The organism is Caulobacter sp. CCH9-E1, from assembly GCF_001556515.1.
In the GTDB taxonomy this organism is placed as follows: domain Bacteria; phylum Pseudomonadota; class Alphaproteobacteria; order Caulobacterales; family Caulobacteraceae; genus Caulobacter.
In genome coordinates, this window is the sequence record NZ_LSJA01000129.1 from 1 (window position 1) to 19,654 (window position 19,654).

Here is a 19,654-nt window from a genome sequence, read left to right on the forward strand (position 1 = left end):
CGACTTCTGCCTGCTGGACGACGACCTCAACGTCGCGAAAACCTGGATCGACGGGAAGGAAAACCACGTCCGGAAAGAGCCTCTTCCCGTCTAGGCGAGTCATCACTCTCGCCATCGCCCTAAGCCTGGGCTCCGTCGGCCTGGCGGACGCCCAGTCCGCGCCGGAGCTGCTGGCCAAGGTCGATCCGTTCGTCGGCGTCGACGGCGGCGGCGTCACCGGCGGCAACACCGTGCCCGGCGCGGCGCGCCGTTCGGCTTCGTGTCGCTGAGCCCCGATCTGGGCTACGCCCCCTTCACCGAAACCCGCTCGGCCTTGCGCACCCTGGAATACGCCTATGACGACTAAGCCATCGGCGTCGTCGCCAACCGGCTGGGCCAGCCGCTTCACGCCGCCGCCGAACGGGCTCTAGACCCTCAGTAGCGGGCCTTCAGCTCCAGCGAGACCGTGCGGGGGCGCTGAGGCGTGGCCTGGCGGTCCCTCCTCAGGCTGAAAGGATTGCCGTAGGCGAAGGTGTCGCCATGGCCGTCGAACAGGTTGTCGACGGCGAGGCCGACGCTCAGCCGCTCGGACTGAATCCGCATCGCGGCGCGCGCGGTGAAATAGTCGCCCATGGCTGGCGCCGTGGCGGCGTCGAAGCTGAGACGCGAGCGGCCGACATAGCTGAGACGCGCGTCGGCGCCTAAACGCCAATCCCCCACTAGACCTCGTTCGTAACTGACGCCGACCGCTGCGGCATGCTTGGGGACGCCCGACAGGCCCAGGTCGTTGCGCCCCGGGAAGGCGGGGTTGACCTTCTCGAGTTCGGGGGCGTTCAGCAGGACGTTGGCGTCGAACCGGAAGGGTCCCGCCACATAGGCCGCCTCGGCCTCGACGCCGGTGTTGCGGCCGTCTCCCAGATTGGCGGTGTAGGGCAAGCCCGAGGCCAGCAACTGATCGCTCTGGATCGACTTCCAAAGCGCCCGGAACACGGAGGCGCGAAGACGCAGGCGCCCCTCCATCAAGGTGGCCTTGGCGCCGCCCTCGAAGCTCCAGAGATCATCGCCGTCATAGGCCCGTCGGGGCTCGCCGCCGGTCACCAGGAAGGGCTGGCTAGGGATTGGGGAGGTGTTGAAACCGCCGGCGCGGTAGCCTTCGGTGGCCTGCACGTAGACCAGCGTCTTCGAGGTCGGCTGGAAGGACAGCACCGCCTTAGGCGCGAAGCCGACATAGTCCTGACTATCGCGGAAGGCCGTTGTCGCGCCCTGGGCTTCGGCCTTGCTGGACGCCTGGGAGCGTATGGAGAACAGGCGCCCGCCCACGGTCACGCTCCAGCCGCCGCCCAGGTCGCCGATGGCTTCGCCGAAGAACGCGGCCTCTTCCAGAATGTCCCGGCGATGCTCGGTCGCCAGCAAAGTGTTCGACGGCGTGATCGCCAGAAGGTCGCCGTCGCGCCGTTGCCGCGTACGCGCCAGGAAGGCGCCGGCCTGCCATTGGATGCGGGCGTGATCGCCGGACGAGAGGGACGCGTCGACCATGACCGCGCCGACACGGTTGTCGTCGTCGAACGCCACCGCGCTGCCCTGCGCCACGGCGATCGGCGGGGCGGCGCTGGCGTCGTAGCGACTGGAGAGATCATGGCTGACAGTCGCCAGGGTGACCTTGGCCTTGACCGTGCCGATCATACCGCTGACGCCGACATGCCCCTCGAAAAAGTCGTTGTCGTGCGGCTCGGCCAGCCGGTTGCGACGGGCGAATAGGCCGACGGCCGGCGTCGCATACTGGGTGTCGCTTGACGCAATCGCTTGCGTCGTCACCCCTAGGTCGCCGGTCCAACCCTTACCCAGCTGGACGCGGAAGGCGGCGCGCATGCCCGACCGCCGGGTCCGATTCACGTCGTCGCGCCCCTGGAGCGGATCATCGATGTAGCCGCCCTGCTGGTCGACGTAGGCGACGAGGCGTACGGCGGCGCGTCCATCGAGCAGCGGCGCGTTGATCATGCCCGACACCTGTCCGCCCGGCTCTCCGCCACGCAGACTCGACGCGGATATGGAGGTCCAGGCGGCGAAGGCGCTGGGATCCGGGCGATGGGTCGTGAACTGCAGGACGCCGCCCAGAGACCCGGCGCCATAGAGCGCGCCTTGCGGCCCCCGCAGAACCTCGACCTGCGCGATGTCCAGCATCAGCAGATCCGGATCGGGCGCGTTGTAGGTCAGGCGCACATCGTCGAGATAGATGCCGACCATCGACTGGGTCTGGCCGGTCAGCGGGCCATCCGACAGGCCCCGCAGGATCACCTTATCCCGGCCGGGGCCCAGGTTGGTGACGGTCATGGCCGGCATGACCAGCGCCAGGTCATTGGCGTCGCGAACGCCCTGGGCCACCGCGCTCCGCTCGTCGAGCACGCTGACCGAATAGGCCAGGCGATCGGCCAAGGTCGGCCGGCGCGTCGCCACGACGACCAGTTCCGAGAGCGGCGCCATCGGCGGCTCCACCTCGCGGACCAGCACGACGGGCGCGACCGGCCTGACGACCGGCGGCGGCGCCTGGACGATCTGATAGGCCCGGCTGTCGATCCGGCGGATCTCGCAGCCGGTGTCCTGGACCAGCGCCTTGAGGACGATCTCGGGCGCGCCTCGGCCCGAAAAGCCGCGCGACGGGCCGCAGCCCTGCGTGGCGCTGACATCGATCGAGACGCGCGCCTGAAGCGCGAAAGCCGTCGCGACCTGCCTCAAGGGACCGGGCGGAACGGCGAAGACCGCCTGCGCCTCGGCGCGCGCGACTATAGGCGCAACGGCGAATCCCATCGCCGAGGCGAGCCAAACGCGACGCCACGCACCGGTCGGCAAATCACCCCTCCCCGATCACCTTAGACTGATTTCCTCACCCGTACGATCTACGTGCAGGGACGCATAGGTCGCCAGCAGGCGGACGGCGGCGTCCTCGTCATCGAGCGCGATCACGCCGGAGAAGCGGCGATTGGCGGCCTCGGGCGCGATGCGGATCGGGGTCGCAAACCGGCGGTTCAGGTCGGCGACGATATCGCCCAGCGTCTCGTTGTCGGCGACCAGTTGGCCCTGCGACCAGGCGAAGGCGTCGCTGGCCTCGACCCGGCGCACCTGGGCCGTGTCGGAGCCCTGGACGTGGCGCAGCTCCTGGCCGACCGTCAGGCGCGTCGGCGTCTGGCCCTTGGCGTCGCGCTGGGCGACCTCGACGATCCCCCTGCGCACGGTGACGCGGACGCTGCGGCCGTCATTGCGGATGTTGAACTCGGTGCCGATCACCCGCACGGCCTGGTCGCCCACGCCAATCACGAAGGGGCGCGAGGGATCCTTGGCGACATCGAAGCTGGCCTGGGCCAAGCCCATCTCGACCCGGCGCGCCTTCCAGCCCAGCCGCACGCTGAGCTTGGAACCGCCGTCCAGCGTGATGTGCGTGCCGTCGGCCAGATCGATGCGACGCGTTTCGCCGGGCTTGGTCTCGTAGGTGACCAGCGCGCCCTGCGAAGCGTTCCATAGCGCCGGGCCGCCGATCATCACCGCCAGCGAGGCGGCGATCGCGCCACCGATCCAGGCGCGGCGCGGCGCGGCGGACAGCTTACGCCGAGCGGCGGGGAATTCGATCACATTGGCGACGGACGGCGTCAGCGCGCCGGCGATCTCGTCTCGCCGCTCGGTCAGATCGGCGACGATCAGCTCGGCCTCCTCGAAGGCCTCCTGGCGCGCGGGCGAGCCTTCCAGCCAGTCGGTCAGGGCCATCCAGTCATCGGCCGTCGCCGCGTCGGACTGGACGCGGACCAGCCACGCGACCGCTTCGTCGCGTAGGCCCTCCTTCGTCTCGTGTGTCCGATCGCTCATCCGACTTCGCCGCTTTCTAGAAGGCGCTTCGCCTGCCTGTTCGCCTCAAAGACGCCATAAACGGACAGGCGCCTCAGAAAAATTTCAGCAGCGGCCCTCATGGCCACCGCCCAACCTTAGCGACGATCAGCTTGAGGCTGCTCATCATGTACTTCTCCACGCTGGAGCGGGACACGCCCATGGCCTGCGCGGTCTCGGCGTGACTGAGCCCCTCCAGCTTGTGCAGGCGGAAGGCCTCCTGGGCCGCCGGAGGCAGCGACTTCACCGCCTTCAGGATTTTCTCCAGCTGCAGTCTGGCCGCGGCGGCCTGATCGGCGGGTGCCTCGTCGGCCACGTGCGCGCCGCCCACGTCCGAGACATGGGCCCCGTGCCATTGCGCGTCGCGCGCCTCGGCCCGGCGTCGCATCTTGATGCGGTCCAGCATCAGGTTCGAGCCCAGGCGGAAAAGATAGGCCGCCGGATTGTCCACAGGCTCGGCCGGCGGCGGGGTGATCTTGAAATAGATGTCCTGCACTAGGTCCTCGGCCGCCTCGTCCGAGCGCAGGCGCGCCCGGAAATAGCGGACTAGGTCCTCGCGCCGCTCCATATAGGCGGAAAGCAGGGGATGGACGGGTTCGTCGTCCAAGGCGCGGCGGCGCTCCTCAAGGCGGGCGTCGAGAATCCGACCCCCGACAATCTTTCCGAACCCAAAGCGCGGCGCAACCTTCCACTGCCAAGGCCTGCAAAAGGCCCTCGCCGCCCCGTTGCGTCCGGGACACGAAGTCGCCGACAAGCGTCGCAAGGCTCAGGCGCTACTGACCCAAGCCCAGGTCAAGCTGCGCTAACGGCGCAACGCGAAGCCCGCATAGAGCGTGCGCGGCGCCGAGAAGCTGGTCGCGCCGTCAGCCGTCTGGGCGACGGCGAGGTCGGCGTTCAAGGCGTTGTCAGCGGCGAGATACACCTCGCTGCTCGGCGACAGCGCCCAGCCGGCGCGAAGGTCGAGGCTGGCTCCGGCCTTCAGCGTCCGTTGGTTCAGGTCGTCCTCATAGCGCTTGCTCTCGTAGCGCAGATCCGCGTCGAGGCTCAGGCGCTCCAGCGGCTTCCAGCGGGCGCCAGCCGTCACCGTCAGGGCCGGCGCCTGGGCCGGGAGCTTGTCGGTGAGCTGGGGCGCCAAGCTTCCGCCATCCACCCGCGCGTGGGTCGCGGAGAAAGCGGCGCGAACCGTCCAGGCGGGCGAGAGATCAGCAGCGATGTCGCCCTCCAGCCCATAGGCGTTGATCTCGCCCGCATTGCGCCGCTGGCGCAGCACGCCGCCGGCCGGAATGAACCCCGCGACCGGGAAGGTCCCCGGGCCGATGCCGACCGTCACGTTGGTGATCGGGTCCTGGACCTGATTGTAGAAGAGCCCGAGACTCCACTTCACCGCGCCCTCGCCCGAGAATCCGGTCTCCACGCCGTACAGCGTCTCCGGCTTCAAGGCGGCGTTGGCCTCGGTCACGTCGTTGCCGACGCGGAACGGGCGGTGCAGTTCGTTCAGCGTCGGCGGCCGTAACCCGGCATAGGCTGCGGCGCGGACCCAGGTGTCGCCCGTCAGACGCTGGCGGACGCCGGCGCGCGCCGTCGGCGTCGTTCCGGAGGCGTCGGCCACGGCCGCATCGAGCGTCAGCGCCCCGGTCGCGGCGTCCCGCTCGCGCCGCACGCCATGGTACGAGCGCCAGCCGTCCAGCCGCGCGCCGCCCGTCAGCGAGAAGTCCGGCCGGCTGTAGCTCGCCTCGGCATAGACGCCGCCGACCAGCGTGCGCCCGCCCGCCGTCCGCTGCCGGGTGAAGGCGCCGTTCTGACAGCGGAAGCGTTCGTTGGTGCGGCCTTCGGTCGCCCGAACGTCGCCGCCCAGCTCCCAGGACCAATCGTTCGACCTGCCCTGCCAGGCGGCGTTCAGGCCATACCCGCTGGCGGGCGTGGAGTACTGGTCGTTGGCCGGCGTGGTTGCGGCGCGCCCGGCGGCCACGGCGGCCGAGGTGTTCTCCAGATCGCTGGACCGCGCCCAGGCCTGAAGCCGCCAGCGCTCGCTCGCCAGGGTCAGTGCCAGCGAACTTCCCGTGGCGTTAGACTTGGCGCCGAACAGGCCCGCGCCGCGCTTTTCCTGGAACGCGCCGAGCCGCGCGGCCCAGCGCACGCCGCCGGCCTCGCCCTGGATCCGGGCGGCGACCGAGCCATCCGCCAGCGTGGTCGGGACATCGGCCGCGCCCGCCGCCGCGCCGCGCACGGGACGGTAGCCGTCGGTGCGCGAGCCGCTGGCGGTCAGCAGCAGATGATCGGTCCCGAAGGTCCCGCCCCCGCGCCAGCTGCCGCGCTCGCCGCCTTGAATCGTCAGGCTGGAAAAGCCGCCGCCCGCCGCCCGCTCGCGCAGGGCCACGACGCCGGTCAAGGCGCCCGCGCCATAGGGCCCCGCCCCCGCGCCACGCACGATGGTCGCGCCGGACAGGCCTTCGCCCGGCAGCGCCGTCCAGATCACCCAGCCGCCGAACGGATCGTTCTGCGGCGCGCCGTCCAGCGTCACCAGCGCGCGGCCCGCGCCCGACGGCGCGACCGCGCGCAGGGACAGACCCTGGATCGTCGGATTGGCCGCGTCGCTGCCGGTGCGCCGGAACAGCGACACGCCCGGCGTGGTCTTCAGGACGTCATCGAGCCGCGCCGAAGCGCCGAGTTGCGCCGCGTCATAGGTCGCGGTGGAGAAGGCCTCCTGCCCCGCCAGCGGCGGCAGCCTCGGCGCCTCGATAACGACGGCGGAGACCGGAGACGGCGGGGCGTCGAACAGCACGAAGACCTCAGGATTGCGAACGGCCAGGATTTAGCCAAAGCCCTGGCCGTCCGCCATCGTTCCGCTTAGCCGAGCGCTTTCTTGTAGAGCGCCAGCAGGTTGCTCCACGCCGTCTCGGCGGCGGCCTCGTTGTAGACTTGGCTGCCCTTGACGGTCCAACCGTGGTCGGCGCCTTCGAACACCTCGACCTGCGCCGGCAGTTTGGCCTCGGCGAAGGCGGCCTTCAGCTTGTCCTTCACGGTCGGGTCTTGCTTGTCGTCGTTGTCGGCGATCTCGATCAGATAAGCCGCCTTGGTCTTGGGCAGCAGCAGGTGCGGGCTGTCGGGCTTGGCCGTCAGCAGGCCGCCGCCGTGGAACGAGGCCACGGCGCCGATGCGGTTCGGCACGGCCGCGGCGGTCTGGAACGACAGCGGTCCGCCCATGCAATAGCCCTGCACCCCGGCCTTCTTGGTTTGGTTGGTCTGGGGCTGGGCGTCGAGGAAGGCGAGATAGGCGACAGCGTCCTTGGCCGTGCCCTCGGGCGTGACCGTCGCCCGCAGCGGCGTGATCTTGGCCCAATCGTCTCGGTTGTTGAAGTTGAAGGCGCCCTCGATCACCGGCGCCTTCTTAACCCGGTAGTAGAGGTTCGGAACCAGGACGACATAGCCGGCGGCGGCGAGGCGCCGCCCCATGTCGCGGAAGACGGGCCGCAGGCTCAGCACGTCGGGCCACAGCAGCACGGCCGGGAACTTGCCCTTGGCCTTCGGGTAGAACAGCGCGGCGTCGGCGGTCCCGTCCGGCGTCTTGATCTCGACATCCTTCTCCACGACCGTGTCGTCGGCGCGGGCCACGGTCGCGACGCCGGTGAGGGCGACCGTCATCAGGCCGAAGGCGCGGCGGGAAACGCTGGGGTCGTGCACGAGGCCTTGGTGGATATCGTCATCGCACATGGCGGTCTCCTCCGGATGGTTTGGGCGGGCACGCTATAACCGCGTTATCCATTCGCCTATCCCCTTTGCGGGCCCGGTCAGGCGCCGGACGCGTAGGTCGCCTTGCCGGGCAGCAACAGATCCTGCTTTCGGCCGTCGCACAGGGCGTAGCTGAAGCCGGACTGGATCGCCCAGGCCCCGACCTCGCCCTGTTTGTTGATCGCCAGGAAGCCGACCTGGATGTCCTTGGCCTGGGGCTTCTTCTTCAGGATGCGCTCGACGGCCTCGCGGCAGGCGGCCTCGGGCGAGCGACCCTGGCGCATCAGCTCAACGACCAGGAAGCTGCCGACATTGCGGATCACCTCCTCGCCGACGCCGGTCGAGGTCGCGCCGCCGACCTCGTTGTCGACATAGAGGCCGGCGCCGATGATCGGGCTATCCCCCACCCGGCCGCGCATCTTCCAGGCCATGCCGCTGGTGGTGCAGACGCCGGCGATGTGCCCCCTGGCGTCGATCGCCAGCATGCCGATGGTGTCGTGATTGTTGGCGCCGCCCGGCGTGCCGAGCTGGCCCGTGGTCTTGCCGTAGTCCATGACCTCGCTATTGGCCCTGGGCTGGTACTTGGCCTCTTTCTTCCACGCCTCCCAGGCGGCCCTCGATTCCGGCGTCAGCAGTTCCTCGCGCGGGAAGCCCTGCTCCAGCGCGAACTGCAGCGCGCCCGCGCCGACCAGCATCACGTGTGGCGTCTTCTCCATGACGCGGCGGGCGACCGAGATCGGGTGGGCGATATGCTCCAGCGCCGCGACCGAACCGCAGTTGCCCAGCTCGTCCATGATGCAGGCGTCCAGCGAGACATGGCCGTCGCGGTCCGGATAGCCGGCCCGACCGACGCTGTGGTTCTTGAGGTCCTGCTCGGGAACGCGCGCGCCAGCCTCCACGGCGTCCAGGGCGCGGCCGCCCTTTGACAGCACGGCCCAGGCGGCCTGGTTAGCGGCGACTCCGAAGTCCCAGGTCGAGATCACGCAGGGCCCGTCCAGACGGACGCTCTCGCCCGTCGCCGCGGTCGCTCGCGCGCCCAGCATCGCCGATCCGGCCAGGGTCGCGCCGATCAGGCCTCTACGATTCATCATGCCGCTGTGCTCCAACAAGACAGCCGAATCCGTAACACGGCCGGAGAAAGACGATGACCGCACAACGCGTCCTGCTGGAAGTCTGTGTCGATACGCCCGCCGGATTGGCGGCGGCGATCGCCGGCGGGGCGGATCGGATCGAACTTTGCGCGGCTCTGACCTTGCAAGGGCTGACGCCCGCGCCCGGCCTGATGGCCCTTGCGACCAAGTCGCCTATTCCCGTCTATCCGATGATCCGGCCGCGCAATGGCGACTTCTGCTACGACGCGCGCGACCTCGACACCATGAAGCGCGACATCGACGCCGTGCGGAAGTACGGCCTGGCGGGCGTCAGCATCGGGGCCAGTCGTCCGGACGGCGAGCTCGATCTTGAGGTGCTGGGCGCCCTCGTCGAACATTCCGAGGGCCTGGGCATGACCCTGCACCGCGCCTTCGACCTCGTGGCGGACCAATCGGCGGCCTTGGAAATCGCGATCGAGATGGGCTTCGAGCGCGTGCTGACCTCGGGCGGCGCGATCAGCGCCCTGGCCGGCGCCGAGCGGATCGCCGCCCTGGTCGCCCAGGCCAACGGCCGCATCGGCATCCTGGCCGGCGCCGGCGTTCGAGTCTCGAACGTGGCGGACCTCGTTCGGAGCACTGGCGTGCGCGAGGTGCACGGTTCGTTCGGCGGCCCCCGCCCCGGCGCCGACCCGGCCTCGAAGCTCGGCGCCATGGGCTTCGCGCCGCCCACGCTGCAGGACACCGACGAGACGACCGTGGCCGAGGTCGCGCGGATCCTGCGCGGCCTGTCTTAACCCTGGATGATATGCGGCACGAACCGCGAGCGGTCGCGCGTCACACGACCCCGATCCTCACGCACGCCGACGCCGGCGGGCTGGTCGCCGATCACCCAGGAGCCGACGACCGGATAGTTCGCGCCGAACTTCGGCGGCGGCTTCAGTTCCTGGCGGATCCAACCTTCGGCGCCGTAGCCTTGATCCAGCACACGACCCTTGCGACCGTTGGTCCACAGCTCGACGTTGGCGCCCTCGCGGCTGAACAGCGGCTTGCGGGCGTAGCTGTTTCCCAACCGCTCGACCTTGGGGTCGTCGTCGAAATAGGTCTCCAGCAGGTTCGGATGACCCGGATGGCGCTCCCACAGCAGCGGCAGCAACGCCTTGTTCGACAGCAGCGCCTTCCACGGCGGCTCCAGAAACAGGGTCCTGGAGCCGGCGATGTTGGCCGCGTACGGCTCGCGCAGCATGTCCTCCCAGGGGTACAGCTTGAACATCGCGCCGATGATGTAGTTGTCCTGGTCGACGAACCGGCCGTCGGCGTCGAGGCCGATCTCCGTCGTCGGCACGAACTTGGGCTCCAGCCCCGCCAGCCGCGCCATGTCCTCCAGGAACCGCACCGTCTGACGGTCCTCGACGAAATCGGGATCGCTAGCGAAATGGACGAAGCCGCCGTTCGGGAAGATCGCCTTGAACCGCTCGGCGAGTTGGTCGTGCAGGCTGTTGAACTGGTCGGTGCTCTCGGGCAACGCGCCGCGCTGGATCAGGTCCTCCAGCCATAGCCACTGGAACACCGCCGCTTCATAGATGCTGGTCGGCGTGTCGGCGTTGTACTCGTAGAGCTTGGGCGGTCCGGCCCCATCGTAGAAGAAGTCGAACCGGCCATAGAGCGACGGATCACGGGCCTTCCACGAGGCGGCGACGACATCGCGGGAGGCCTCGGGGATCTGCAGCTTGGCCATCAAGGCGTCGCTGCCGACGGCGTCTTCCACAAACTCAAGGCACAGCTTGTGGAGCGCCTCGGTCGCGGGCTCCAGATGCCCTTCGACCTCCTCCAGCGTGAAGGCGTAGGCCGCCCGCTCGTCCCAATAGCGACGGCCATCGGCGTGATGCCAGGTGAAGCCGACAGCCTCGGCCCTGGACTTCCAGCCCGGCCGAGGCGTCAGGGTAAGACGGCGCATCAGGCGTCCTTGGAGCCGGCCTTGACCTTGTCCTCGATGGCCAGCATCGGGGCGGGCAGCGCCTCGTCCTTGGGCGCCATCAGGCGGGCCAGCACGTCCTCGGCCCCGCCGCCGCCCGGCAGGATGCCCGCGGCGGCCAGCTTGGCGTCGAGGTCGGCGCCGGTCTTGCGGTCCTCGGTCTCGCTGTGCAGGCGGAACTGCTCCTCGCGGACGGCCTGGCGCTCCTTGATGCGCTTGAGGCTGTCGGCGGCCGAACCGACGACGCCGCTGGCCGAGCCCGAGCGCGAGATGACGGCGGCCTGGGCCTTCTGGACGCTCTCGTTGACCTTGACGATCTCGATCTCGCGGCGGAGCGCCTCGATCTTGACGTCCGTCTGGGAAATGACCGTGCGAAGCTTTTCCTCGGCGGCGCGAAGCTCGGTCATCTGGCCGGACTTCTGGGTCGCGTCCTTTTCGAGGTCGGCGATGCGTTGGGCGACTTCGAGGGCCAGGGCCTGGTCGCCCTTGCCCATGGCCGCGCGGGCCGAGGCCTCGTACTTGCGGATTTGATCCGTCAGGCCGGCGACCTCGGTCTCCAGCGACCGGCGGCGGGCGACCAGCTTGGCCAGTTCGTCGCGCGCCTTGCCCTGGGCGTTGTCGGCGTCGCGGATTTCCTGATCCAGGATCCTCAGGGCGTTGGCGTCCACGATGGTCTGCGCCCCGTCGTGCGCGGTCCCGCGGAACAGGGCCGAGAGCTTGCTCCAGATCGACATTCGAAGGTCTCCAGGTCTTGTTCGTTAGGCGGCCGCGCCGCGGCTCTTTTCGAAGGTGTCGCGCAGATCGCTGGCGGCGGCGATGGCGTTGTCGGCCAGGGTGCGCAGCTCGATCACCAGGGTCTGCAGGGTGGTCTTGGACGAGATCTCGCCCATCAGTTCGTAATAGTCGCGGCCTTCGACGGTCGTGATGCCGAAGTTCGACAGCGGGACGATCTTCTGCGCCTTGAGCAGGAATTCGTTGAAGGCCGCGCGATCGTTCTGCTCGTCGCACGGCCAGAGCAGGGTCGAGACCACCAGTTGCAGGCCGCCGCCGCTGACATAGATCGGCAAGTCGCCGAACTCATGCATCACGACCAGCAGCACGGGCTCTACGCCCTCGACGACGGTGACGGTCATTTCGCCTTCGCGCACCAATGCGCTTTCCACGAGCCCGTCACGCAGGCTGTGGATCGTCCAGGCGGTGTCGATAACGGAGTCCATGTGTCTGACGCCCTTGGGAGGGTTGGGGTTGGTTTTCAGGGCCGGCCCACGGGCCGACTCCACGACGATGGCTTGGACAGCCGAGAGAATGTCGGGCTTGCACGCCGCCGGGGCCCAGACCTCGATCTTCACGAAGCCGGCCTGCCGACGGGCTTCACGCCACGCGCGGGTTCTTTCGGCGGCCTGAGCGCCTCTCGTCGGTTTGGCAGGCATGCGTTACATGTACGCATAACATGTATACTTGACAAGCCGCCGTTCGACGTCATCCTGCGCCCGACTTGATCGAGGGACAAGCGCGTCCCGAGGTAGAGCTGGCGACGCCGCTCACATAGGCATGCCGGCCAGGGATTCGAGGGCCCGCGGACCGCGATGTTCGGAAAGCTTTTCGGCAGGAAGGACGCCCAGCGCCCCGCCCTGCCCGTCATCCGCAACGTGACCATTGGCCGGACCGTGGTGCTGGACCCGCTGGCCTGGAGGCGCTTTAGCGGCGAAGCGAAGTTCGCGCTCGACCGCGACACGCTGGAGATCACGGCCCAAGGACTGATCCAGCTGAATGACGGCGCGTTCGTCCACCGCTTCTATACGGACGACGAGATCCTGTTCCAGGTCGTCTCGGACGACCGCGAAGGCCAGCGCGCCAACGACTTCACCGTCTTCGTCCCTTGGGCCAGCGAGTATCCGGCGGACCGCGCCGACCGCGACCTGTGGGCCGAGCGGCTGCGGGCGCGCACGTTCCAGGCCGAGGGCCTGCCGACCTACCGCCGCTTCTGGTTCGGCGAGGAGGCCGAGCGCCAGGAGCCGGTCACGCTCTGGGAAGACGTCTATTATGATCGCGAAGGCGCGGCGCCCGACCGACGACTCTTCCAGACAGCCATGCTGTTCCATCGCGAGCTCTCGGGCGGCGAAGGCCGTGAGCTGCTGCTGGCGCTGACCGCCGAGCCCGAGGACGGCGACGTGACACAAGAGACAATGATCGGCCTGCCGCTGTCGGTGGGCGAGTTCAAGGCTTGAGGGAGAGGCCGATGTTCGATTTCACGGCGTTCCAGGACGGGGCGATCGCGTTCCTGGTGGCCTTCGCAGCCGCCGGCCTGTTCACCATCGCCTTCAAGTACGTCTACCAGTGGGTGACGCCCTATAACGAGAAGGCGCTGATCCGGCAGGGCAATCTGGCCGCCGCCATCGCCCTCGCGGGCGCGCTGATCGGCTATGTCCTGCCGCTGGCCTCGGCGCTGAGCCACACGGTCAGCCTGCCCGAGTTCGCCGCCTGGGCCACCCTGGCGGGCGTGATTCAGGTCGCCGCCTTCACCGGCGTGCGCCTGGTCGCCCTGCCTGACGTCAAGGCGCGGATCGAGAACGGCGAGACCTCGATCGGCGTCTATCTGGCGGGCATTTCGATCGCGGTCGGCGTGCTGAACGCCGCCTGCATGACCGCGTAGGGGACGCGCCATGAGCACGCGCAAGCGCTCCGCCTCACTGCAGCTGACCACCATGCTGGCCGGCGCGGCCAGCCTGACCCTGGCGGGCTGCGATGATCCCGGCGCCGGCGCCCAGGCCGGCTGGGACCCTAATCGCGGCGAGCAGATCGAGGCTTTCAGCTACAAGTCCCTTGAGGAGTGCAAGTCGGCCAACGAGGTCTCCGACCAGCAGTGCGACACCTCCTGGGCCGCCGCCCAGAAGGACGATCAGAAGAGCGCGCCGCGCTACGAGGCGCGCGCCTCGTGCGAGGACGTCTATGGCGCCGGCAACTGCGTGCCGCGTAGCGAGCAAGGCGGCGGCAGCTTCTTCACGCCCCTGCTGGCGGGCTTCGTGATCGGCCGGATGCTGGACGGCGGCGACTCCTATCGCGGCACGGGCCTCTATCGCCGCAACGACGACTATGGCGGCGGCTACTACTCGACCTGGGGCGGACGCCTGGGACGCGACTACGGCACCGGCCGTACGGTCATTCCGCGCGAGAGCATTGATCCGCCGGACACCATCCGCAACGCGCCGCCCAAGGTCCAGACGCGCACCTCCGTCGTGTCTCGGGGGGGCTTTGGCGGCGGTCGCAGCTATGCCCATAGCGGCAGCTACAAGGGCTTCGGCGGCTAGATCGCTCGCGCATTTTTGCGATTGACTCGCAACTAGACATCCCGTTTAGTTGAGAAGTGTTCGCAAGAACGCGTCGGGCCGCTCACCGAAGTCGGTTCGCCAGGGCGGGTGTCGGCCCCCTGCTCGGCGAGGAGATTTCCGGCGTGCGGTCCGACCTTTTCCCTGATCCCTTTCACCAAGCTTCCGTCGACGATTGCGGCCCTACCGCGCTAACGCGCGGCGAGCGCGTGCTGCTGTGGATGCTGCGTCAGTGGGTAACCGCCAGGGTGCTGGGCCAGGAGCCTGGCGAGCGTCTGTCGCGCGAGGCCGGCGCGCTCGTCTCGCCCCGCGTAGCCGCCGCCTTCATCCTGATGATGACCACCATCGAAGGCCAGGTCCGCCGCCCCCTGTGCGTCGGCGCGCCCTGCCGTCAGAGCTATGCCGAGGATGAGCAACGCCTCGTGACGGCCTGCGGCGTCTGTCCCGCCTCGCCTGAGATCGCCGGCCGTTTGCTGGAGGACCTGGTGATCGCGCCGGAGGCGGTGGTCGTGACGGCGCGCTTCCTCAACATGGCGCTCGCGCACGAGGCGCTCGCCCTGCCGTTGCGGTTCGAGGAGCCGAAACACGCGAAAGCCGCGCGCCCCACGCTGCACTGAGCCCCTATCAATAGCCCTGGTGCGCCAGGCGCTGGGCCAAGGCCCGCGCCGCCATCTCGACATCGCGCCAAGTCACGTCGAAGTCGCTGGCGTCGCCATAGTAGGGATCGGCGACCGCCCTTCCCTGGTGTCCGGGCACAAGGTCTAGCAGCAGCCCCAACTCCGCCGTCGTATCGCGCGGCGCCAGAGCCCGCAAGCCGTTCAGGTTGGTCTCGTCCAGCGCGTAGATGTGGGTGAAGTTTCGGAAATCGTCCCTGGTGACCTTGCGGGCGCGCTGGCGGGCGATGTCGACGCCATTGCGGCGCGCGGCCGCGATCGCACGGGGATCGGGCGGCTCGCCCACGTGCCAACCGCCGGTGCCGGCGGAGTCGACAACCACGTCCAGCTGCATCCGCTGAACCTCGGCCCGGAAGGCCCCCTCGGCCAGCGGTGAGCGACAGATATTGCCCAGGCACACGAACAGAACCGAAGCCTTCGCCATCAAGCCCTTCCCCAGCCGCCGCCACCGGGCGTCTCGATCACGATAGCGTCGCCCGCCTCGACTCGCACCAGGTCCGTGGCCGCCATGCGCGCGACGCCGCCGTCGGCGCGTTCGACCCGCGCCGCGCCGAGCGCGCCCGGTTGGCCGCCCTCCAGGCCGAACGGCGGCACGCGTCTACGATTTGACAGCAAGGTCACGGTCATCGATTCTCGGAAGCCGATCTTGCGCACGACGCCGTCGCCGCCGCGATGCGTCCCTTCGCCGCCGGAGCCGCGCCGGATCGAGAAGGCCTCGACCAGCACCGGATAGCGCGCCTCCAGCACCTCGGGATCGGTCAGGCGGCTGTTGGTCATGTGGGTCTGGACCGCGTCGGTCCCGTCGAAGTCCGGCCCCGCGCCCGAACCGCCGCAGATGGTTTCGTAGTACTGGCGCCGCTCGTCGCCGAAGGTGAAGTTGTTCATCGTCCCTTGGGCCGCGGCCATCACGCCCAGCGCGCCATAGAGAGCGTCGACCACGACCTGGCTGGTCTCGACGTTACCCGCCACCACCGCCGCCGGATAGCGCGGCCGCAGCATCGAGCCTTCCGGGATCACCAGCTCGACCGGCCGCAGGCAGCCGTCGTTCATCGGGATCTCGTCGTCCACCAAGGCGCGGAAGACATACAGCGCCGCCGCCCGGCAGATGGAGGCCGGGGCGTTGAAATTGGTCGGGACCTGATCGCTCGTGCCGGTGAAGTCGACGCGGGCTGTGCGCGCCTTCTGGTCCACCTCGATCGACACGCGAACGACCGCGCCGTCGTCCAATTCGTAGGCGAACGCGCCGCTCTTCATCGTCGCCAGTACGCGGCGGACGGCCTCCTCGGCGTTGTCCTGAACGTGGGCCATGTAAGCCTCGACGACGTCCTGGCCGAACTCAGCGACCATGGCGGTCAGGGCCTCGGCCCCGCGCGCGCAAGCGGCGATCTGGGCCTTCAGGTCGCCGATGTTCTGGTCGGGATTGCGCGCCGGCCACTTTCCGGAGGCCAGCAGCGCACGGGTCTCGGCCTCGCGGAACCGGCCGCCCTCGACCAGCAGGAAGTTCTCGATCAGGACGCCCTCTTCCTCGACCGTCCGGCTGTTCGGCGGCATCGAGCCGGGCGTGATCCCGCCGATGTCGCCCTGGTGTCCTCGGGCGGCGACGTAGAACAGCAAGGCCGCGTTCTTGTCGAACACGGGCATGACCACGGTCACGTCCGGCAGGTGGGTGCCGCCATTGTAGGGCGCGTTCAACATGTAGACGTCGCCAGGCTTCAGGCCGCGTCCATCGTTCAAGCGCGCGTCGCGGATCGCCCGCACGCTGTCGCCCATCGAGCCCAGGTGCACAGGCATGTGCGGGGCGTTGGCGATCAGGTTTCCATCCCGGTCGAACAGGGCGCAGGAGAAGTCGAGCCGCTCCTTGATGTTGACCGAATAGGCGGTGTTCTGAAGGGCGAAGCCCATCTCCTCGGCGACAGCCATGAAGAGGTTGTTGAACACTTCCAGCATGACCGGATCGGCCTCGGTCCCGATCGCCTTGCGGGCCGGCAGGGCGACGACGCGGTCGAGGACCAGGTTCAGGCGGGCGTCGACGGTCGCGCGCCAGCCGGGCTCGACGACGGTGGTGCCGGTGCTTTCGCGGATGATGGCGGGGCCGAGGATCTCTGCGCCGACGGCCAGGGTCTCGCGGTCGAACACGGGCGTGGCGTGAAGCGCGCCGGCCATCCGCGCCTCGACCATCGCCAAGGCCTTCGGCGCGCCGTCGCCCTTGGCCCCGCCGAAGCTCGGCTCGGCGCCAGCGTCGGCGTGGCCGATCGCCTCGACGGATAGCGTCTCGACCACCAGAGGCGTCGCGGGCGAGGTGAAGCCGAAGCGGCGCTGGTGCTGGTCTTCGAAGGCCGCTCGCACGGCGGCGGCGGCGGCGAACGGCACGACAAGCGGCGTGTCCGTACCGGCGTACTTCACCCGCAGGCTCGCGACGGTTTCGACAGAGGCCATCGGCACGTCCTGTATCCGCAAGGCCGTCTCGGCTTCGCCCGCCAGAGCAGCCGCCCGCGCCGCCAGATCGCCGGCGTCGTCCAGCGGCCGCTCGACCGTCTCCTCGCGGATCAGGCGCAGGTCGGCCAGCCCCATGCCATAGGCCGAGAGCACGCCCGCGAACGGGTGGATCATCACCTTGGTCATGCCCAACGCGTCGGCGACGAGGCAAGCATGCTGCCCGCCCGCGCCGCCAAAGCACGCCAGCACGTAACGCGTGACGTCGTAGCCGCGCTGGATCGAGATCTGCCGCACGGCCTTGGCCATGTTCTCGACCGCGATGGTGACGAAACCCTCGGCGACTTCTTGCGGGGTCATGGCCCTGCCGGTCGCCCGCGCGATCTCGGCGGCCATCGCCTCGAAGCCGCGCGTCACGGCCTGGACGTCCAGCGGCTGGTCGGCGTTGGGTCCGAACACCTTCGGGAAGAACTCGGGCCGCAGCTTGCCCAGCATGACGTTGCAGTCGGTCACCGTCAGCGGCCCGCCTCGACGATAGGCCGCCGGCCCGGGAACCGCGCCGGCCGAGGCCGGGCCCACGCGAAGGCGCGCGCCGTCGAATGAACAGATGGAGCCGCCGCCCGCCGCCACGGTGTGGATATTCATCATCGGCGCGCGCATCCGCACGCCGGCCACCACGGTCTCGAAGGCCCGCTCGTACTGGCCCGCATAGTGGCAGACGTCGGTCGAGGTGCCCCCCATGTCGAAGCCGATCACGCGGTCAAAGCCCGCCGCGCTCGCCGTTCGCGCCATGCCGACCACGCCGCCGGCGGGGCCCGACAGGATGGCGTCCTTGCCCCGAAAGGCGCGGGCGTCGGTCAGGCCGCCGTTCGACTGCATGAACAGCAACCGCGTGTCGTGACCCAGCGCGCCAGCCACCTGGTCCACATAGCGACGCAGGATCGGCGAGAGATAGGCGTCGACCACCGTCGTGTCGCCACGCCCGACCAGCTTCATCAGTGGGCTGACCTCGTGGCTGACCGAGACTTGAGCGAAGCCGATCTCGCGGGCCATCGCCGCAACGCGCGCCTCGTGATCGGTGAAGCGGAAGCCATGCAACAGCACGATCGCCACGGCGCGAAAGCCGGCGTCATAGGCGGCTTGCAGGTCCCGCCGCGCGGCGTCCTCATCCAGCGGACGCAGCACCTGGCCCTCGACGCTGATCCGCTCGCCGATCTCGACGACAAGGTCGTACAGGGCCTCGGGCTTGACGATATGGCGCTCGAACAGCTTGGGCCGCGCCTGGTAGCCAATGCGCAGCGCGTCGGCGTGGCCTTGGGTGATCGCCAGCACGGTCGGCTCGCCCTTGCGCTCGAGCAGGGCGTTGGTCGCGACCGTGGTGCCCATCTTGACCGCGTCGATCGTCGCGCCGTCCGGCAGCAGCGCGCGGACGCCCGCCACGGCGGCGTCGGCGTAGTGCTCAGGATTCTCCGAAAGTAGCTTGTGGGTGAAGAGCGTGCCGTCGGGCCGCCGCGCGACGATGTCGGTAAACGTGCCGCCCCGATCGATCCAGAACTCCCAGCCGCGCGGATCTTGGGTCATGAGGGGCGGAACTCCTTGCTCCGCCACCTCATAGCGGCTGGGGCCCCTACTTCAACAGCCCCAGCAGCTCCGCGGCCTGCCACAGGCCCAGCAACAGGAAGAGCACCGCCGCGCCGATGCGGACATACTTCAGCGGCACGATCTTGGTCGCCGCCTCGCCCAGATACACGGCTGGGACATTGGCCAGCATCATGCCCAGGGTGGTGCCGGCGGCGACCCAGGCGATCGAGTGGAACTTGGCGCCCAGGGCGACCGTGGCGATCTGGGTCTTGTCGCCCATCTCGACCAGGAAGAAGGCGATCGTGGTGGTCAGGAAGACGCCGTAGCGGCTGGAGCCCTGGCCTTCCTCGTCGTCGGCCTTGTCCGGGATAAGCGCCCAACCGGCCATGGCGATGAACGAGATGGCGATCGCCCACTTGAACCAGGCCCCGCTCAGGAAGTCGGACGCCCAGTAGCCCGCCGTGGCGGCCAGGGCGTGGTTGGCCAGGGTGGCGACCAGGATGCCCAGGATGATCGGGACAGGCTTCTTGAACCGCGTGGCCAGGATGATGGCCAGCAGCTGGGTCTTGTCGCCGATCTCGGCGATGGCCACGACCAGGGTCGAGACGAGCAGGGCTTCCACTGAAACAGTCCTCCGGGCCGGGCGCATGCCAATAGCGTCGACACCCCACCCGGCCCGGACGGAGATCGGCGCCATTGGTCTCGCCAAGGAAGCTTGAAAGTCCGCTTCCCTTCCCCGCGCCATGGTCCCCCTTCGAAAGAAAGAGGCACCAAGTGTGTTGACGGCGGGGCCCGCTGATAGGCGCGGGCGGCTACTCCCCAAAGGTGGGGCGCGTGTAGCGGAGGGGGTGGCGCGGGTCAAGGCGTCGGAGATGCTCCCCCGTGACACGGGGGAGCTGTCGCGGAGCGACTGAGGGGGCGAACGCGGCCTTCGCGCGGCTCGCCCCCTCCGGCCCTCTGGGCCACCTCCCCCGCGGCGCGGGGGAGGAACTAGGC

General features: G+C 69.1%; 18 protein-coding genes. 6 read left to right on the forward strand and 12 right to left on the reverse strand.

From position 1 onward, the window contains the following. A partial coding sequence (locus tag AX690_RS23255) for a hypothetical protein (protein WP_197426815.1) occupies positions 1-269 on the forward strand: 269 nt, incomplete at its 5' end. A gap of 145 nt (positions 270-414) precedes the next feature. Here the strand turns inward: AX690_RS23255 and AX690_RS08790 are convergent. From AX690_RS08790 to AX690_RS08815, 6 genes are all read right to left on the reverse strand, one after another. Beyond that, a complete protein-coding gene (locus AX690_RS08790) occupies positions 415-2,784 on the reverse strand; it encodes a TonB-dependent receptor (RefSeq protein WP_066683043.1) in 2,370 nt (789 codons plus the stop codon). 57 nt (positions 2,785-2,841) lie between these two features. Then, entirely contained in the window at positions 2,842-3,834 is a 993-nt protein-coding gene (locus AX690_RS08795) for a FecR domain-containing protein (protein ID WP_066682990.1), read from the reverse strand. 97 nt (positions 3,835-3,931) lie between these two features. Next, positions 3,932-4,459 (reverse strand): RNA polymerase sigma factor, encoded by a 528-nt coding sequence (locus AX690_RS08800; RefSeq protein WP_082769577.1) that lies wholly within the window; start codon positions 4,457-4,459, stop codon positions 3,932-3,934. Between the two features lie 195 nt (positions 4,460-4,654). Continuing rightward, positions 4,655-6,634: a TonB-dependent receptor gene (locus tag AX690_RS08805; RefSeq protein ID WP_066682991.1), complete on the reverse strand. Its 1,980-nt coding sequence runs from the start codon at positions 6,632-6,634 to the stop codon at positions 4,655-4,657. A gap of 65 nt (positions 6,635-6,699) precedes the next feature. Then, positions 6,700-7,563: a dienelactone hydrolase family protein gene (locus AX690_RS08810; protein WP_066682992.1), complete on the reverse strand. Its 864-nt coding sequence runs from the start codon at positions 7,561-7,563 to the stop codon at positions 6,700-6,702. A 77-nt stretch (positions 7,564-7,640) separates the two neighbouring features. Beyond that, positions 7,641-8,672, reverse strand: coding sequence for a N(4)-(beta-N-acetylglucosaminyl)-L-asparaginase (locus AX690_RS08815; RefSeq protein WP_066682993.1), 1,032 nt, complete (start codon positions 8,670-8,672; stop codon positions 7,641-7,643). A 53-nt stretch (positions 8,673-8,725) separates the two neighbouring features. Between AX690_RS08815 and AX690_RS08820 the strand changes: the two genes are divergently transcribed. Next, the gene (locus tag AX690_RS08820; RefSeq protein WP_066682994.1) at positions 8,726-9,466 is read left to right on the forward strand and encodes a copper homeostasis protein CutC; all 741 of its coding nucleotides are present in this window, start codon (positions 8,726-8,728) and stop codon (positions 9,464-9,466) included. On the opposite strand, the gene AX690_RS08825 is transcribed toward AX690_RS08820, so the two are convergent. Genes AX690_RS08825 through AX690_RS08835 form a run of 3 tightly spaced genes read right to left on the reverse strand, consistent with a single transcriptional unit; the run spans position 9,463 to position 12,074 of the window. Next, positions 9,463-10,626, reverse strand: coding sequence for a glutathionylspermidine synthase family protein (locus AX690_RS08825; protein ID WP_066682995.1), 1,164 nt, complete (start codon positions 10,624-10,626; stop codon positions 9,463-9,465). The genes AX690_RS08820 and AX690_RS08825 overlap by 4 nt on opposite strands. After that, a complete protein-coding gene (locus tag AX690_RS08830; RefSeq protein ID WP_066682996.1) occupies positions 10,626-11,378 on the reverse strand; it encodes a PspA/IM30 family protein in 753 nt (250 codons plus the stop codon). Before AX690_RS08830 ends, AX690_RS08825 begins: the two co-directional genes overlap by 1 nt. A 24-nt stretch (positions 11,379-11,402) precedes the next feature. Next, positions 11,403-12,074, reverse strand: coding sequence for a YjfI family protein (locus AX690_RS08835; RefSeq protein WP_066682997.1), 672 nt, complete (start codon positions 12,072-12,074; stop codon positions 11,403-11,405). A gap of 156 nt (positions 12,075-12,230) precedes the next feature. Here AX690_RS08835 and AX690_RS08840 point away from each other — a divergent pair, with 156 nt between their 5' ends. The 4 genes from AX690_RS08840 to AX690_RS08855 all read left to right on the forward strand — a co-directional run bounded on the left by AX690_RS08840 (position 12,231) and on the right by AX690_RS08855 (position 14,587). Further along, on the forward strand, positions 12,231-12,872 hold the full coding sequence (locus tag AX690_RS08840) for a YjfK family protein (protein ID WP_066682998.1): 642 nt from the start codon (positions 12,231-12,233) through the stop codon (positions 12,870-12,872). A gap of 11 nt (positions 12,873-12,883) precedes the next feature. Continuing rightward, on the forward strand, positions 12,884-13,297 hold the full coding sequence (locus AX690_RS08845; protein ID WP_066682999.1) for a DUF350 domain-containing protein: 414 nt from the start codon (positions 12,884-12,886) through the stop codon (positions 13,295-13,297). Positions 13,298-13,307: 10 nt separating this feature from the next. Beyond that, entirely contained in the window at positions 13,308-13,952 is a 645-nt protein-coding gene (locus AX690_RS08850; RefSeq protein WP_066683000.1) for a DUF1190 domain-containing protein, read from the forward strand. A gap of 143 nt (positions 13,953-14,095) precedes the next feature. Next, positions 14,096-14,587: a hypothetical protein gene (locus AX690_RS08855; protein ID WP_066683001.1), complete on the forward strand. Its 492-nt coding sequence runs from the start codon at positions 14,096-14,098 to the stop codon at positions 14,585-14,587. Between the two features lie 7 nt (positions 14,588-14,594). Here AX690_RS08855 and AX690_RS08860 read toward each other — a convergent pair whose 3' ends face one another. From AX690_RS08860 to AX690_RS08870, 3 genes are read right to left on the reverse strand one after another with little or no spacing between them, the layout of a single operon-like run. Beyond that, the gene (locus AX690_RS08860) at positions 14,595-15,068 is read right to left on the reverse strand and encodes a low molecular weight protein-tyrosine-phosphatase (protein WP_082769578.1); all 474 of its coding nucleotides are present in this window, start codon (positions 15,066-15,068) and stop codon (positions 14,595-14,597) included. Next, complete coding sequence (locus AX690_RS08865; protein WP_066683003.1) at positions 15,068-18,658, reverse strand: hydantoinase B/oxoprolinase family protein; 3,591 nt, start codon at positions 18,656-18,658, stop codon at positions 15,068-15,070. The genes AX690_RS08860 and AX690_RS08865 overlap by 1 nt, the downstream gene beginning before the upstream one ends. Positions 18,659-18,704: 46 nt before the next feature. After that, positions 18,705-19,280: a TMEM165/GDT1 family protein gene (locus AX690_RS08870; RefSeq protein ID WP_066683004.1), complete on the reverse strand. Its 576-nt coding sequence runs from the start codon at positions 19,278-19,280 to the stop codon at positions 18,705-18,707. Between the last annotated feature and the right edge of the window lie 374 nt (positions 19,281-19,654).

Excerpts from the sequence above, each read along its gene's own strand:
- AX690_RS08820 (WP_066682994.1), top strand. The coding sequence starts at position 8,726 with ATGACCGCACAACGCGTCCTGCTGGAAGTCTGTGTCGATACGCCCGCC.
- AX690_RS08815 (WP_066682993.1), bottom strand. The coding sequence starts at position 8,672 with ATGATGAATCGTAGAGGCCTGATCGGCGCGACCCTGGCCGGATCGGCG.
- AX690_RS08795 (WP_066682990.1), bottom strand. The coding sequence starts at position 3,834 with ATGAGCGATCGGACACACGAGACGAAGGAGGGCCTACGCGACGAAGCG.
- AX690_RS08850 (WP_066683000.1), top strand. The coding sequence starts at position 13,308 with ATGAGCACGCGCAAGCGCTCCGCCTCACTGCAGCTGACCACCATGCTG.
- AX690_RS08825 (WP_066682995.1), bottom strand. The coding sequence starts at position 10,626 with ATGCGCCGTCTTACCCTGACGCCTCGGCCGGGCTGGAAGTCCAGGGCC.
- AX690_RS08860 (WP_082769578.1), bottom strand. The coding sequence starts at position 15,068 with ATGGCGAAGGCTTCGGTTCTGTTCGTGTGCCTGGGCAATATCTGTCGC.
- AX690_RS08830 (WP_066682996.1), bottom strand. The coding sequence starts at position 11,378 with ATGTCGATCTGGAGCAAGCTCTCGGCCCTGTTCCGCGGGACCGCGCAC.
- AX690_RS08840 (WP_066682998.1), top strand. The coding sequence starts at position 12,231 with ATGTTCGGAAAGCTTTTCGGCAGGAAGGACGCCCAGCGCCCCGCCCTG.
- AX690_RS08790 (WP_066683043.1), bottom strand. The coding sequence starts at position 2,784 with ATGGGATTCGCCGTTGCGCCTATAGTCGCGCGCGCCGAGGCGCAGGCG.
- AX690_RS08865 (WP_066683003.1), bottom strand. The coding sequence starts at position 18,658 with ATGACCCAAGATCCGCGCGGCTGGGAGTTCTGGATCGATCGGGGCGGC.
- AX690_RS08810 (WP_066682992.1), bottom strand. The coding sequence starts at position 7,563 with ATGTGCGATGACGATATCCACCAAGGCCTCGTGCACGACCCCAGCGTT.
- AX690_RS08835 (WP_066682997.1), bottom strand. The coding sequence starts at position 12,074 with ATGCCTGCCAAACCGACGAGAGGCGCTCAGGCCGCCGAAAGAACCCGC.
- AX690_RS08845 (WP_066682999.1), top strand. The coding sequence starts at position 12,884 with ATGTTCGATTTCACGGCGTTCCAGGACGGGGCGATCGCGTTCCTGGTG.